The 15,553-nt window shown below is 45.7% G+C and carries 7 protein-coding genes; 3 read left to right on the top strand and 4 right to left on the bottom strand.

Features of this window, described 5'->3' with window-relative positions; all coding sequences use genetic code 11:
* The coding region (locus tag QUA16_RS31425) for a tRNA-(ms[2]io[6]A)-hydroxylase (RefSeq protein WP_333108213.1) at positions 1–567 on the bottom strand (567 nt) is incomplete at its 3' end.
* A gap of 150 nt (positions 568–717) precedes the next feature.
* Positions 718–2,898 (bottom strand): tetratricopeptide repeat protein, encoded by a 2,181-nt coding sequence (locus QUA16_RS31420; protein ID WP_333108214.1) that lies wholly within the window; start codon positions 2,896–2,898, stop codon positions 718–720.
* A gap of 99 nt (positions 2,899–2,997) precedes the next feature.
* Here QUA16_RS31420 and QUA16_RS31415 point away from each other — a divergent pair, with 99 nt between their 5' ends.
* The gene (locus tag QUA16_RS31415; protein WP_333108215.1) at positions 2,998–3,663 is read left to right on the top strand and encodes a glycosyl hydrolase 108 family protein; all 666 of its coding nucleotides are present in this window, start codon (positions 2,998–3,000) and stop codon (positions 3,661–3,663) included.
* Between the two features lie 455 nt (positions 3,664–4,118).
* Here QUA16_RS31415 and QUA16_RS31410 read toward each other — a convergent pair whose 3' ends face one another.
* Entirely contained in the window at positions 4,119–4,655 is a 537-nt protein-coding gene (locus QUA16_RS31410; protein WP_333108216.1) for a GUN4 domain-containing protein, read from the bottom strand.
* A gap of 101 nt (positions 4,656–4,756) precedes the next feature.
* The gene (locus tag QUA16_RS31405) at positions 4,757–9,697 is read right to left on the bottom strand and encodes an FG-GAP-like repeat-containing protein (protein ID WP_333108217.1); all 4,941 of its coding nucleotides are present in this window, start codon (positions 9,695–9,697) and stop codon (positions 4,757–4,759) included.
* A 261-nt stretch (positions 9,698–9,958) separates the two neighbouring features.
* Between QUA16_RS31405 and QUA16_RS31400 the strand changes: the two genes are divergently transcribed.
* Both QUA16_RS31400 and QUA16_RS31395 read left to right on the top strand, forming a co-directional pair.
* A complete protein-coding gene (locus tag QUA16_RS31400) occupies positions 9,959–11,125 on the top strand; it encodes a serine/threonine-protein kinase (protein ID WP_333181622.1) in 1,167 nt (388 codons plus the stop codon).
* Positions 11,126–11,901: 776 nt separating this feature from the next.
* Positions 11,902–15,405, top strand: coding sequence for a PAS domain S-box protein (locus QUA16_RS31395; protein ID WP_333108219.1), 3,504 nt, complete (start codon positions 11,902–11,904; stop codon positions 15,403–15,405).
* Positions 15,406–15,553: the final 148 nt, after the last annotated feature.

Here is a 15,553-nt window from a genome sequence, read left to right as displayed (position 1 = left end):
GAAGCTAAGTGTCGGTTTTCCCCAAAAGCGGCGCACCTTATCATACTTTTGTATATTTGCAAAATCGGGATGCTCCCTTGCCAAAATCCAATATACACCGTAATGGCGAGCCTCCGAAGCCATCAAACTGCGGTAAAACTTAGCTAATTGGGCGTCGGGACAGCGATCGCCCAGCAGCCCCAACCGTTCGTGACTGCGCGCTTCTATCAAACCAGAAACCAACAAAGAATCCAAAAGTCTCTCCGGTTCCTGCTTGCGAATTTGGGCGGACAAACCGGCACCGTAGGGAGGTGCGGCCAAAGGGCCTAAAGCAATGCCGCGCTGTTCTAACCGCTGGTTGACTTGCTCGAAATGCTCTAATTCTTCGCGGGCGATCGCCGTTAGCATCCTCACCAATTTTTCGCGGGCTGGGTAGCGAAACATTAAATTTAACGCTACTCCCGCCGCTTTCCGCTCGCAGTGAGAATGGTCTAATAAGATTGTATCCAAATGGGCGATCGCCTGTTGCACCCAAGCTTCCGAAGTCGGCTGTTTTAAAAACTTAATAGTGGGCAATGTTGAAGTCATTAGTCATTAGTCATTAGTCATTAGTCAGTAGTCAGTAGTCAGTAGTCAGTAGTCATTAGTCAGTAGTCAGTAGTCAGTAGTCATTAGTCAGTAGTCAGTAGTCAGTAGTCAGTAGTCAGTAGTCATTAGTTAGTAGTCACTAGCCAGCATTTATCCTATTTTACATAATTTTTCCAAGACCGCATACATATCACCCGCAAACTTTTTCGGATTCCACAGCGGCGACAAATTGGCTGGATCTTTAGATTTCACCAACTGTGCTTTAATTGCATTTCTCAATTCACGTTCTTTGCCCAATTTTACACCCACTTCCACATATTCCGACCAAGACAAAGCCACGCCTGTTTCAATTCCTAATGCCTGCAAAAACGAATAACCCATTCTCGACAAAAATTGCTCTCCTGTGCGAGTCACCACCGGCAAATTAGACCACAAAGCCTCTAAAGTTTGAGTTCCTCCGTTGTAAGGATAAGAATCTAACAAAACATCTGCCAGCAAATAGATAATTCTGTGTTCTTCCTCAGTAGCAAACCTCGGCAAAAACTTAATTCGGTGCTTGCTCACTTTCTCAGCTTCGCAAGCTTGGTGATAGGCAGCCTCAAACACCGCAGCATCGCCTAAAGCTTTGTGAATTAAGATACTGTTCGGCACTTCTTTGAGAATCGCAATTTGTGCTTTTACCAACTCGCCATTGAATTTTCTGCCGGGACTGACGCACAGGTAAACTATCTGATCCAAGCCGATCCGATGCGACCTTCTCAATGCAACGGGATCGACTCCATATCTCTGAAAACCGGACACCGCTACAAAGGAATCAGGCATCCTAATTAGCTGCTCGTCATAATATTTTTCTTGCCCTGCTGGGTGCGAGTGCCTGTCTGTAAGAAAGTAATTTTCCGGCGATATGTAAGGGGCGTCAAATCCCAGCCAAGAAACACAAACTGGTGCTGGTTTTTGGTAGAGAATGTCAGCGTGAACTGGTACGCTGAGAGAATCTAAATCAACTAAAACGTCCAATTCATCTTGCTGAATTTTGTCGATAATTTCGGCAGAATTGGCAAGTCCGTTCGGGTAGGTTGTCGGAAAAGTCAGTTTGCCAAAACTTTCAAATTGCTGAGTGCGATCGTCAGGAATAATTCTTTCGGAAGCGTACAAATACACATGGGGTGTGATGTCAGACAATTCGCGAATGATGTCAGCGCTGCACCAACCTACAGAATGGCGGCTAAAGTGATTGGACAAAAAGCCGATTTTTAACGGGCGGGATGGGACACTTGGTTTGAAACTGTAATTGGCGGGTTGAGAAAAATTAGGTTTAATACATTGTTCGATATACTTTTGGGCAATTAATCTGTCAAGTTTTGAGTTGGCTGCCAAGTCATCTCGCAAATAGGGCGTGCTGAATAACAAGTTTGCATAAAGCGATTTAATTTCCACCGGGTTAGCGGTTTCTAAGTTGTGCTGCAAGTACGACTCTAGCTCTAAAAATCGATCGCCCGCAATTTGATTTAATCCCGACACTTGATAGGTGCTGATGAAGTAAATCGCGGTCATAATTGGATCGGTTTCGGCACACATTTGGCTGTATTGGTGTACGGCTTGCCGCGCGGCAGCTAAATTGCTAGTATCTATGAGGATGTCGCACAAATTTTGGTGAGCAGCAATAAAATCCGGTTTAATTTCTAGGGCTTTTTGAAGGTTGGGTATTGCGTCTTTAAATTTGCCCTGGTGGCGCAAAACTCGGCCAATTTGACAGTATGCTTCGGCTAAATCGGGTTTGAATGCGATCGCCCGCTGCCATGCAGCCACCGCCTCATCTAACTTCCCTTGCCGCGCTAATTTATCTCCTAAATTTAAGTGAAAATCTACCTCAGCAAGGTGGGGATTGAGTTCGAGAGCTTTTTGCTCGTATGCTACCGCTGCATCCTGCTGCCCCTGCTGCTTCAGTGCCCCTGCCAAATTCCAGTAAGCAGCAGCCAAATTTGGTTTAAGTTCGATCGCCTTGGAGTAATTGACAACCGCCTCCACCAAAAGCCCTTGTTTGTAGAGCATACTCCCCAAATTAGCATAAGCCTCAGCAAAATCCGGATTCAGAGCGATCGCCTCGGAATAAAACCGCATCGCTTCCTCAATTTGGCCGCTTGCTTGCTGCACATTGCCCATTGTCACGTAAGCCGCCGCCCAATCTGGTTGCAATTCCAGAGCTCGGCGACAAGCAGCGACGGCTGCTGCTAAATTGCCTTGAGAGTAATAGGTTTCTGCAGCGACTGTCAGCGATGCTGCATCTTCTAATTGGGGTGTTTCGGATTGGTTGCGAAAATCGGAATTCATTTTGCGGCCTATCTGTGCTATCAAGTTAAAGGTTGAATCTATATTATTTTGCAGAGTAGCAGTTTTAGCGGAACTACGGGCGATCGTCACAGAGAATTTATGAGCGACAAGCAAGCGACACAGCGCCAACATAACATCAAGTGGAAACCAAACCTCCTGCTGGGGATACTCTTGTTAACCTTAGCAATCCCCTTACCCTTTGCCCAAAAGACTTTCGCACAGCAGCAGCAGACAGCCAGCTTTACGCAAAAATTATTTCAAACTGCTCTTTATTTCACCCTATATTTTGAAGGTGGATTCAGCAATCACCCAGCCGATAAGGGCGGCAGAACTTATCGGGGCGTCTTGCAAACGGAATACAACGCCTACCGCTACAGTCGTGGGCTTCCGCCCCTAGACGTGACGCAGATGTCGGAAGCAGAGCTCCTAGAAATTTATAAATATTACTGGGATTCTAGCCTTTCGGGCACGATGCAGCCGGCTTTGGCGATCGTCATGTTTGACACCGCCGTTAATTTCGGTATTAATAACTCAATTACCTTTCTTCAGCAAGCATTAGGATTGCCGCAAACGGGAGTTTTTGACCCGCGCACCAAGGAAGCGCTGAAAGGGGCAAATAACAGAAATACCGCCCTGCAAATGATTAATGAACGAATTATTTACCGCTACAAACGGGTGCAAGAAGATCCGACTCAGATGGCTTTTTTCCGGGGTTGGCTGAGTCGCGATTATAGTTTGTGGGGCTATGTAAATAAGATTAAGTAGCTGACTGTTGACTGTTGACTGTTGACTGTTGATTGTTATTTCTTATTCTATATTTGTGGAACAGACATCTTGCCTGTGTTCTATAAATGGCGTTGCTGATTTACGGTATGAATAAACTTTTCTCCAACGTTACAAAACTCACCATACTTGGCCCATAGCAATTGGGAAATTTTAAATTCATACCTGTATTCAGCAAAACCAGCTTTTTAAAAGAAGCAGAAGTATGAAAGCAAAAGAACGTAAAACGACCTCGCGCTTTAGATACCCGACTTCTTTAAGAAGTCGGGTATCTGAGTATTCTGTTTTTTTAGGTTTGTCTACTTATATCATTTCCGGTTACACCGGAATGATGTTGACGGTTGACGGTTGACGGTTCACTGTTCACTGTTGACAGTGAACAGTCAACAGTGAACAGTGAACTGGAATTTACTATTCCGATGCTAACGGATTTGATATTACTTGCCGCAATTAGCAAAAGTAGAGAACAAGTTATGACCTTGAACTTTCGACGCTTGCCATGTATTACGCCGATCGCCAAAAAAACTTGTATCTCTACCAACGTAGCTTTGCCAACCTAATGCAGCAACAGTTGGGTACTGAGCGGGAAAATCCCCTAGCAGAGGAATGTCTCGCGAGTCAAGTTTCCATCCTACCTTTCTGCTAAATTCTTTAATTTCTTCTTCGCAAGTTTGACAATTTAAACCCTTCCCCGTCTGTTGCCAAATCTCTAACTGCGGAGTGAAGCCGTATTTATTATTGCTGTGTTGCATCCACAATTGGTCGATCGCGCGGAGGTTAGGACAAGACGTGGGGTTGTTGCGGAGTAAAGAGACGGTTTCGCGATCGGCGTCGTCCCATTTCTTAGCTTCTAATAAGGTTTGCAGTTGCCTGAACTCGCTGCTGGTTTCTTGGGCGCTAGCTGAAAAAGCTGGCTGCAAAACAGCAACAGATGCGGTGATGAATACTAGGGTCATTTTTCCAAATTTAAACATGATGCTCCTCCCAGTAAAAGTGATTGAACAAATGATTCGTTTTTAGTGCCTACCTCATTTAGAAGGGCAATCACAGGATTGCCTCTACGCTGGAGTTGGATCTAAAGCAACACAAAATCCGATTCAGTAATCGAACTATTCAACCCAGTGACTGTTGCCAAAACTTGATTAGTTGAGGCAACTTTCAGCAGCGTTCCTCCCGCAGTTTGACTAATTTCTAACTGCTGGAAAGTCAAACCGTTATCGATCGCAAATTTATCGATACCCACCTCAAAATCAAGCACCGTATCCGAGCCGCCACCTGGAGTTAACAAAAAGCGATCGATCCCGCTACCTCCTGTCAGAAAATCATCGCCATTTTCACCGCTGAGAAAATCATCACCCAAACCGCCAAGCAAAGTATCATTGCCCTTACCGCCGTACAAACTATCATTGCCTGCACCGCCGTCCAAACTGTCAGCACCGCGGCCTCCAAATAGGATATCAGATCCACTGCCACCTGTCAGCGTATCTAGTCCCCGGCCACCGTAAATGCTGTCATTACCGCTGCCACCATCGAGGGAATCACTAGCTTTTCTGGCACTGATAAAATCGTTACCGCTGCCGCCGATTAAAGTATCGCTATCATCAGTACCGACAAGATTTTTGCCCTCATCACCGAGAATTTCAGGAGAATTATTGACAAGTTCCACATCACCTTGTACAACCGGAACAGCAGGTTGAGAAGGTGCTGGATTACCTTGAATTTTGGCCGTTAAAAATTCGCCCGTATTTTCGGAAACTACCTGTGCGATTGGTTTTGTGCCAGCCGCCGCTTCTTCGAGGGCGATCGAACTTTCACCTAATGTCACCTTTTGGACTTTGGCAATTTCCGAGGGAATAAACTCAGGCAAAAAGTTAGATTTAACTTTATCCGTGCTTTGATTTGCCTCAGCCATTACCTTCGCAGCTTCCGGGGAAATTTGGGAAAGTTTTTCAGTGTTGAGATTGGTGTCAATTTCTTTGACCTTGGCAACAGATTGCTCGATAATGCTTTCTACCTGTGCCGCATCGCTCAAATCCAGGGAACCACCGGATTTAATTTTACTGTTAATTGCCCCGACAACAGCTTTGACGATCGCAGCATTGTCCGCCGTAGATGCACCGTCTATGAGGCTGCTGGTTTGGGTGATGACGTTGTGGACTTTTGTCATGGCGACTAGAGTTTCAACGCCCCCAGGCTCATTTTTTGCTGTAGAGGCGATCGGATCTAAGTCGCTCAAGTCAACTCCCGCAGGAATAGACAGAGTAGATTTAACTTTTGACTCGGCTTCACTCTGCGTCATTCCCCCAGCCATCAAATCAGTTACCAAACTGGTTAACAAAGTGACAACATTAGCATCCGCAGGTGCAGAAAGAGGCATTTCCAGCGGCAAACCTGTCGCAGTATCCGTCCCGCCAAAAGCTACTAAATTGCCTTCATCTGCATCGATTTTCCCATTTTTATTTTTGTCGAAAGTCTCCAAGGGAATATCGAGCTGATATTCACCGTTAAAGTCAGTAGTAGTTGATGGTTCGTTACTATCTTTAATGCCATTTTTGTTAGCATCTAGGAAGATGGTTGCACCGGAGATGTAACCATCAATAACGCAGCCTATACTAACGCTCGTCTCAAGAAGAGGATCGTCATCGTCAGTATTGTAAGCGTAAACAATTGATGTAGTTAACCCGGAGTAATTGGGATCGGCGCTAACAGCAGGGTCGGCAATAATCATGTAATTTTGCTCTCCATCAAATACAAAATCATCAACGCCTCTTACGCTCACCATCTGGATTTCATACCAATTAGTAGAATTGAAGGTAACAGTTGGCCTGTCAATTACTCCTTCTCTCGCATTATTGGTACTAAAAGTAATACTCACATCAGCAGTAGGTGGGCTGTTGAGTTTGACAGTGAATTTGGCTGTGCCACCTGCTTCCCAAGTGACTAAGAATCCCAGTGGTACATTAATAATAATGTCTGGAGTTGCAAGTATCAGTGGGGGCGTCCCTAGTGTCGGCGTCACTGGCGTCACTGGTGTCGGCGTCACTTCTGCAGGCGTCGGCGTCACTTCTGCAGGCGTCGGGGTGACTGGCGTCGGCGTCACTGGCGTCGGGGTGACTGGCGTCACTGGTGTCGGCGTCACTGGCGTCACTGGCGTCGGCGTTGGTGTCGGCGTAACTGGCGTCGGCGTTGGTTTCGGCGTTGGCGTCGGTGTCGGCGTCGGTGTCGGCGTAGTGTCGTTATCGTCGATCGCCACTATCACCCCTGGCACCGAAATTTCGTTATACTTAGCATCAGTGCTGGTTGCAGTGTGAGTAATATTAGCGCTGTCTGTACCTTGGGCAACTGTATCGTCAACAGCTTTTACCGTAACGGTTTGAGCAACATTCCAATTATTTGGAGTGAAAGTCACAGGGGCGATCGGCTGAATCTGATTATTGGTTGTGAGAGTGATGGTAACGGGGGCTGTTGGCTGCGACTTTAATTTGAGCTGGTAACTGCCATTCGCGCCGCCTTCTGTAACTTCCGTTTCGGTAAGACTAACAGAAACACCAGCCGTATCATTGTCCTCATTAGTAATGCTAACATCCGCTACATTTCGGTTGTTATATTTCGGATCGGTACTAACAGTAGTACCCGTGACAATTGTGTAGTCAATATCACCATCACCAATGCGATCGTCAACCCCAGTTACTGTTACCTCTTGCGGTGTATTCCAGTTAATAGGAGTAAATGTTAAACTATTAGTCGAAACTGTTCCTTCGGCAACATTGTCACTTTTCAAACCGATAGTCACGTTAGCAGTTGGTTTGGTATTCAGGACTATATCAAAGTTGGCAGTGTTCCCATCTTCGTCAGTAGTTAATCCCTCAGTCGAATTAACCGTAATTCCCCAAGTTTCATTGTCACTGTTGGTGACGGTGACATCATTAGGATTAAGGTTATTGTAATTAGGATCGGTGCTGACAGCAGCCGCCGTGACAATTTTGTAATCAATATTGCCATCAACTACCAAATCGTCAACACCAGTCACCGTTACTGTTTGCGGTTTATTGTAGTTAGCGGGAGTGAAAGTTAAGCTATTCGTCGAAACAGTTCCCTCCCCTGTATTGGAACTACTCAAGCCGATGGTAACGTCAGCAGTTGGTGCAGCCTTTAATTTGACCGTAAATTCTGCTTTGCCACCAGATTCTGTTGTTGATACCGCTTTTCGATTAACCCTAAAGCCGGCCAAATCATTATTTTTGATAGTAGTAGTAGCCGTTTCAGTGGTAATAGTTGGTGTTACCCCTGGACCTGTGGGATTTGACAGGGTGACAGCAATAGTTTCATCTGCTTCAATTATGGTGTCGCCTAACACATTGAGAGTAATCGTTTTCGATTTCTGACCCGCAGCAAAATCAATCTGGCCAGTAGTAGCAGTTGCTCCAGAAGTGCCACCGATATTGTTGTAATCGCTGCTATTTGTAGCAGTTCCTCCTATTGCGTAATTTACACTGCTGGCAGCATTGATACCTCCACTGCGAGTCACGGTAAAAGTAACGGGAGTAGTGATAATGTTGCGTTCGGTCATACTGGCAGTATCAGTAGCAATGGCGTAAGCTATGGCATTAGTATCATTAGCTGCGATCGTCAATTTTGCTTGATTTGTTTTACCTGCAATCCCATCAGTAATCGTGCCAAAGTTGAACACCGCTGTTTCGGCGTTTTCTGCGATATTGTCAGCTTTGATAGTGACAGCAACATTCTGAGTGAGAGTGTTAGTACCTGCACGGAATGTGACAGTGGCAGGTGAAAAAGTGTAGTCTGAATTTTGGGTGGCTGTGCTGCTAGAGTCAATTACGATCGGGACTGTCAAATCTTTGACGGGACTGCTGCTGATTGTCACCGGAATATCAACAACCCTATTCGCGTTTCCTTCTCTGCCGCTGTAGGTAGCAGCACCAAAATTCACTACAGGCGTATTGTTGTTGTTGAGCAAAACCGAGACGTTGCTAGATTCTTCAGTATCGTTTGTCGTAGTTAAGTCTGTCAGGCCATCAGCATTAAAGTCCCCAACAGCAATGATAAAGGGATATTCCCCAGCCGAAAAGTTGGCGGGCGCACCAAAACTGCCCGCACCATTTCCCAACAAAATGGAGATACCATCATCGTTCGTCACAGCTAAGTCTGATTTGTTATCGCTGTTAAAGTCCCCAACAGCAACGCTATTGGGAAAGTCCCCCGCATTAAAGTTAGTGGGAGCCCCAAAGCTGCCTTTCCCTGTCCCCAACAGGATTGATACGTTTTTAGATTCGCCGATGTTTGTTACAGCTAAATCTGGCTTGTTATCCCCATTGAAGTCCCCTGTGGCGAGCCCGATCGGATCGTTCCCCGCCTTAAATTTAGTAGGAGTCCCAAAGCTGCCTGTCCCTGTCCCCAACAGGATCGATACATTATCAGAAGAGTCTATGAAAGCTAAGTCGAGCTTGCCGTCAGCATTAAAGTCTTCCACGGCGAAAAACCGCGAATTCGACCCATTAAAATTAAGGTTAGTAGGCTCCCCAAAGCTGCCTGTACCAGTTCCTAACAGGATCGATAGATTGTTATTGCCTATCGTAAGTAAATCTAGCTTGCCGTCGCTGTTAAAGTCACCCACACCAACACCACGGCCAAAATCTGACTTCCCATCAGCTTCCCCCGTATCAAAGTTCGTGGGAGTGCCAAAGCTACCTGTGCCATTTCCCAACAGGATGGCTACTTGACCTACATCTGCGCTGTCCCTCTTTACAGAAGCTATGTCGAGGTTGCCGTCGCTGTTAAAGTCCCCTAATGCCAGACTTATGGGCCTAAAGCCGATGTTAAAGTTGTTGGCAGTGCCAAAGCTGCCAGTGCCTGTCCCCAACAGAATCGAGATGTTGTTAGTTCCTTGATTCGCTGTGGCGATATCTGGCTTACCGTCTTTGTTAAAATCTGCTACAACAACGTCACTCGGCCCTTCGCCGACAGGGAAGCTGGTTGCGGTACTGAAGATAGACATGATTAATTTACCTATTAGTTGACAACAGTCGTTTCTGATGTTTGGAGTTGTAAAGCCGAATCTGCGAGACCCTAATTTGGCAATGTACTCTCTAGTTAAAAGTTGTATTTGAGATAGTACCAGTAACTACTTAAAACGTCAATTCATAAAATTCATAACATAAAGTCATAAAAGTCATATTGGTAAAAATATATTTCAATGAGTAGACAATCTAGCAAATTTAAGAGAAATCATATATAACAGGAATCTAGGGATATAAAAATGCGTGGCTCCTGTACAAATCACTTAAAATATGAAGCTATGACGGTAGAAGAAGCAATAATTTTTTTGGACAATCTGGTATACGAACAAACGGAAAAACACCTGAGTCGGTTGCAACAGTCGATAATTCGAGGCGTTGTAGGGGGTTTGACGTACCAAGAAATTCAGCAAAATGATCCGATCGCCCGCGGGTACACAGTGGGCTACCTGGGGCGGTATGTCGGCTACAACTTGTGGAAAGAACTGACAAAGGTACTGAGACAAGCAGAAATTCTCGGTCAAGAAGAAAGAGTAGTCGGAGCCAATCTTTGGGACTGTATCATGAGAGCTGTACAAGGCACACAACCCGCTAAATCTGTCGATCCGATCTTGCAAAAGCTGTTGCGGATGCGTTACCGAATCAGAGAACATTTGGTCAGCACCGAGTACAGCGATACCTATCTGGCTGAAGATGAAAATTTGCCCGATCGACCTTTGTGCCTCGTCAAGCGCCTGAAAAGGCAGTGTGAGAGAACCAGCCAGCTATTCGATCGAGAAACGCGCGTTTTATATCGATTGGGCCAGCACGATCGGATACCAGAATTGTTAGCTCGCTTTGAAGAAGATGGATATTTTTATTTAGTCTATCAATTCATCGAAGGGCAACCGCTGTATCAAGAGCTAATCGACGGTCAACCTTGGGAAGAACATCAGGTTATCGCTTTGTTGAAAGATATCTTGGAAGTGCTTGTTTTTGTTCACAAACAAGATGTAATTCACCGCGACGTTCACCCTCAAAACTTAATCAGGCGGACATCAGATGGCAAGATTGTATTAATTGACTTTGGGGCCGTTAAAGAAATCAACACTTCACCAAACAGCATCGGTCAAACGAAATCGCGCGGTGGGACTCAGCAAGATTATATTCCTCCCGAACAAGCCATCGGTTCCCCGAAATTGTGCAGCGACATCTATGCTGTCGGGCTCATCGGGATTCAAGCCTTGACAGGGATGCGCCCGAAACAACTCAGAGTTGATAATTTAGGGAATCTCATCTGGCAGAAAAATGCAACTGTCACCCCGGAGTTGGCTCGCGTTTTAGACAAGATGGTACTGTACGCTTTCCCCCAGCGTTACCCGTCAGCAACCGAAGCTTTGGAAGCACTTCAAAAGTTGGGAGTTAGTTGACTGTTGTCAGTTGACTGTTGTCAGTTGACTGTTGACTGTTGACTGTTGTCAGTTGACTGTTGTCAGTTGACTGTTGTCAGTTGACTGTTGTCAGTTGACTGTTGACTGTTGTCAGTTGACTGTTGTCAGTTGACTGTTGTCAGTTGACTGTTGTCAGTTGACTGTTGTCATTAGTTGAGGAACCAAACTCAACACGATTGTATGCGATCGTCTTTAGGGACACGGCAATGCCGTGTCCTTACCGGGCTCTGCTACTTTTAATAATTGGTATAAGATTGAGGATTGTAGTAAGAGTTTTTAAGTAAAAAAAAAGCGATTTAGTGTATATTGTCAAGTCTTTTAAAGAACAGTTTAGCGTAACTTTTTTGCCGATCGCATTTTCCACAGCCACAGCAGCCGGTTTACAATGCGAGTGATCTTGCTGCAGAGTGATTCCTCCGCTACCATTATCCCTCGATGTACTGAGTAATAACACTTCGTCTTGCCGATGAATCGGGCCCCAATTTCCGAAATCGAAGGGACAAGGAACCAGGAACAAGGAATTTTTTTAAATTTTGCCAGCAAAAAAAATATTTAATTCTGCCGAATGCCTTCTACATAAGAGCCTTCAACCTTTATTTGACGTTCTCTCTAAAGTTAGATAAAATAATTCATATTTTATGGTTAGCAGCTTTGAGAAAATTTTAAGCAGCTTTGTATAGCGGGCAACAATATCACTAGAGTGTTTATTGTTACCTTGAATACGTAGAAACCAAATAATTGGAGGGAGCGAGAAATTGGAAGTTTTTGAACGAGCACAACTGCAAACGCCCTCAACCCGAATGGCTGCTGTCCAGTCTTTTTCCAAAAAAGCGAGTATTGCAGTAATGGCGATCGGCTGTATAGTCATTTTGGGTTGGATCTTCGATCTGCAAATGTTAAAAAGCATTCTGCCCGGACTCGTGACGATGAAAGCCAATACTGCGGTATGCTTTATTTTGGGCGGGTTTTCTCTATTCATCCAACAGATCCGGCGCGCCAAATTAACAGCAAGAAAGCCTCACAAAAATTACAAAAATTTAATTGTGGGTTCCTCATTTTTAATTATATTAATTAGCCTATTAACCCTAGTTCAATATAGCTTTAATTTAGACTTAGGCATCGACCAACTGCTATTTAAAGAAAGTTACAGGTTGACAACCCCCGGAACACCAGGACGCATGGCACCGAATACTGCTGGTGCTTTTTTATTGCTGGGAACAGCGCTGCTGCTGCTGTCAGAACGTCGGCCTAAATACTTGCGGATTCAAATCTTAAGCTGTTGTGCATTTTTAATTGCATTTACGGGTTTGATAGGCTATTTCTACGACAAAGCTTTATTTTACCAAATTGGCAAAAATACCGGCATGGCTTTGCACACTGCCGCAGCATTTATGTTGCTGAGCTTCGGCATTTTATTTGCCAGTCCAGAGCGAGGATTGATATCAGTAATGACGAGCGATCGCGCGGGCGGCATCATGGCGAGGCGCTTGTTGCCACGGGCAATCATTATCCCGCCTTTAGTCGGTTATTTCATCCTATTGGGAGAACGGTTACAAGCCTACACGCCGGAGGTAGGGATATCGCTGTTAAGTGTATTGAACGTGATTATTTTTACTGTCCTGATTTGGCAGAATGCAAAAACTCTCTGCAGCGCAGACCGGAAGCGCTATCGAGCGGAACTGGGACTGAGGAAAGCTAAATTAGACTTAGAAAATCAAGTTGAAAAACGGACTATCCAACTGCAAATCACCAACGAGCAATTGCAGCAGCAAATTTTCGACTCTCAAACAACAAAGCAGGCGCTTCAAAAAAACTACAACCTGTTGCTGGCAGTCATCAACAGTACGTCGGCAGCCCTATTTGTCAAAGATATTGAGGGCCGTTACCTAATGCTTAATGCTGCGGGAGCCAGTATAATTGGCAAGTCTGTAGACGACATTATCGGCAGAGATGACAGCGAGTTATTTCCGCCGGAAATTGCGGGCAATATTAGGAAAACAGATCGCCCAATTATGACAGCGGGAACAACGCAAGCGATCGAAGAAGAACTGCCAGTTAAAGGCAATTTGCGGACATTTCTTTCTACAAAAAGCGCTTACCGGGACGGGCAAGGAAATATCAGCGGTATAGTTAGCATCGCGCGGGATATTACTGAGAGTAAACAAGCCGAAATCGCCAACAGAAGTCTGGCAGCAATTCTGGAAGCGACCCCGGATTTTGTAGGTATCTCCAACCTCGAAGGACGCCCGATTTACATCAACAAAGCAGGCAGAAAAATGGTGGGTATAGGCGAAAACGAAGATATATCCAAGCGACAAGTTGCAGAATTCACGCCAGCGTCAGGCCGCAGCAATTTGAATCAAGCGATCGCCACCGCTGTTTCCGAGGGCTTTTGGAGTGGAGAAACAGCCTTCGTGTCAGCATCGGGACTCGAAATTCCCATCAGCCAAGTTATCATCTCCCACTCCGCACCGGACGGCAAACTCGCATACATTTCGACGATCGCCCGCGACATCAGCGATCGCAAACAAGCTGAACAGGCGCTGCAACTGTCACAAGCTCGTTTCGCCGGCATTTTAGAAATTGCCGAGGACGCGATTATTTCTGTGGATGCTGACCAAAAAATTATCCTGTTCAACCAAGGTGCAGAACGGATTTTCGGGTGGAGTGCAGCAGAGGCGATCGGGCAATCCCTGAGCCTGCTGTTGCCCAAAGCTTTTGCCACGGATCATAGTCACCTCGTCAGCAATTTCGGCGGTGGCGTTAAACAAGCCCGAAAAATGGGCAACCGCAAAGAAATTTTCGCCCGCCGCCGAGATGGTACGGAATTTCCCGCCGAAGTTTCTATTTCCAAACTCGAAGTGGCAGGCGAAATCATATTCACAACTATTTTGCGCGACGTGACAGCCAGCCGCCAAGCCGAAGAATCTGTGCGTCTGAGCGAGGAAAGATACCGATCGCTGGCAATGGCCACCGCACAGATGGTTTGGACGACCAACGCTAGCGGAATCTTCGACAAGCCTCAGCCTGATTGGATAGCTTATACGGGCATGAGTTGGAAAGAGAAGGACAACTGGATAGAAGCAGTGCACCCAGAAGACCGCGATCGCACAATACAAGCTTGGATGGGGGCCATAGAAACAAAAAGTCTCTACGAAGTCGAGCACCGCTTGCGGGCCGCCGACGGCAGCTACAGACACTTCTGGGTGCGGGGCGTCCCCCTTTTGGCAGCCGACGGCAGCATTCGCGAATGGGTGGGAACTCACACCGACATTAGCGATCGAGTCCAAGTTTTGGAAGCACTCAAGCAGTCCGAGGGACAGTATCGATCGCAAGCAGCCGAGCTCGAAAAAGCTGTCCAAGAGTTGCACCAAGCTCAAACTCAACTAATCCAAACCGAAAAAATCTCTTCTCTCGGCCAGCTAGTCGCCGGCGTCGCCCACGAAATTAACAATCCCATTAACTTCATCTACGGCAACATCACCCACGCCAAGGAATACGCCACAGACTTGCTCGGTTTGCTCCACCTTTACCAGGAAAAATACCCAAATCCCGTCCCAGAAATTGTAGAAGCAGCAGAAGATATTGAAGTTGATTACTTAATGGAAGACTTTACGAAGATTTTGGAATCTATGAAAGTAGGAGCCGATCGCATCCGCGACTTAGTTGTATCCTTACGCAACTTTTCCAGACTCGACGAATCGCAGATGAAGCGAGTAGATATTCACGAAGGAATCGAAAGCACTTTGCTAATTTTGCAGCACCGGATTAAAGCTAATGTACTTCGTCCCGCTATTGAGATTATCAAAGAATACGGCAATTTTCCAAAAATCGAGTGCTATGTAGGTCAGCTCAATCAAGTATTTATGAATCTTTTAGTAAATGCGATCGACGCCCTCGAAGAGTACAACAGCACTCATTCTTCAAAAGAAATATATGCTCGTCACAACCGAATTCGGATTAGCACAAGTGCGGATTCCGAGACAGTAAAAATTCGGATTGCCGACAACGGCATGGGAATCAATCAAGAAGTTATTGGCAAGTTGTTCGACCCATTTTTTACTACAAAACCAGTCGGCAAAGGCACAGGCTTGGGACTGTCAATCAGCTATCAGATTATAGTTGAAAAACACCGAGGCAAATTGCAGTGTATTTCCACGCCTGGGGAAGGTGCAGAGTTTGTCATCGAGATTCCCATTCGCCAGGAAGTATCGCCTCTAGTCACAGGAAATAATCAATTAGCAGCAGTTGGTAGTTAATTGTTAGTTGCGATCGGTGGCATCGGAATTAATATTACCCGAAATCAGGAAACGGCAGTGCCGTTTCCCTACAATTATAGGACTTACGCATTGACAAAAAATATCATCTATGTATTCTAGACAATGCCATGACTGAATCGGTTTGCCA

Source organism: Microcoleus sp. S13_C3, assembly GCF_036700905.1.
Lineage (GTDB): Bacteria > Cyanobacteriota > Cyanobacteriia > Cyanobacteriales > Microcoleaceae > Microcoleus.
Note: the sequence above shows the minus strand (reverse complement) of the source record. Positions and strands in the feature narration are given on the sequence as shown.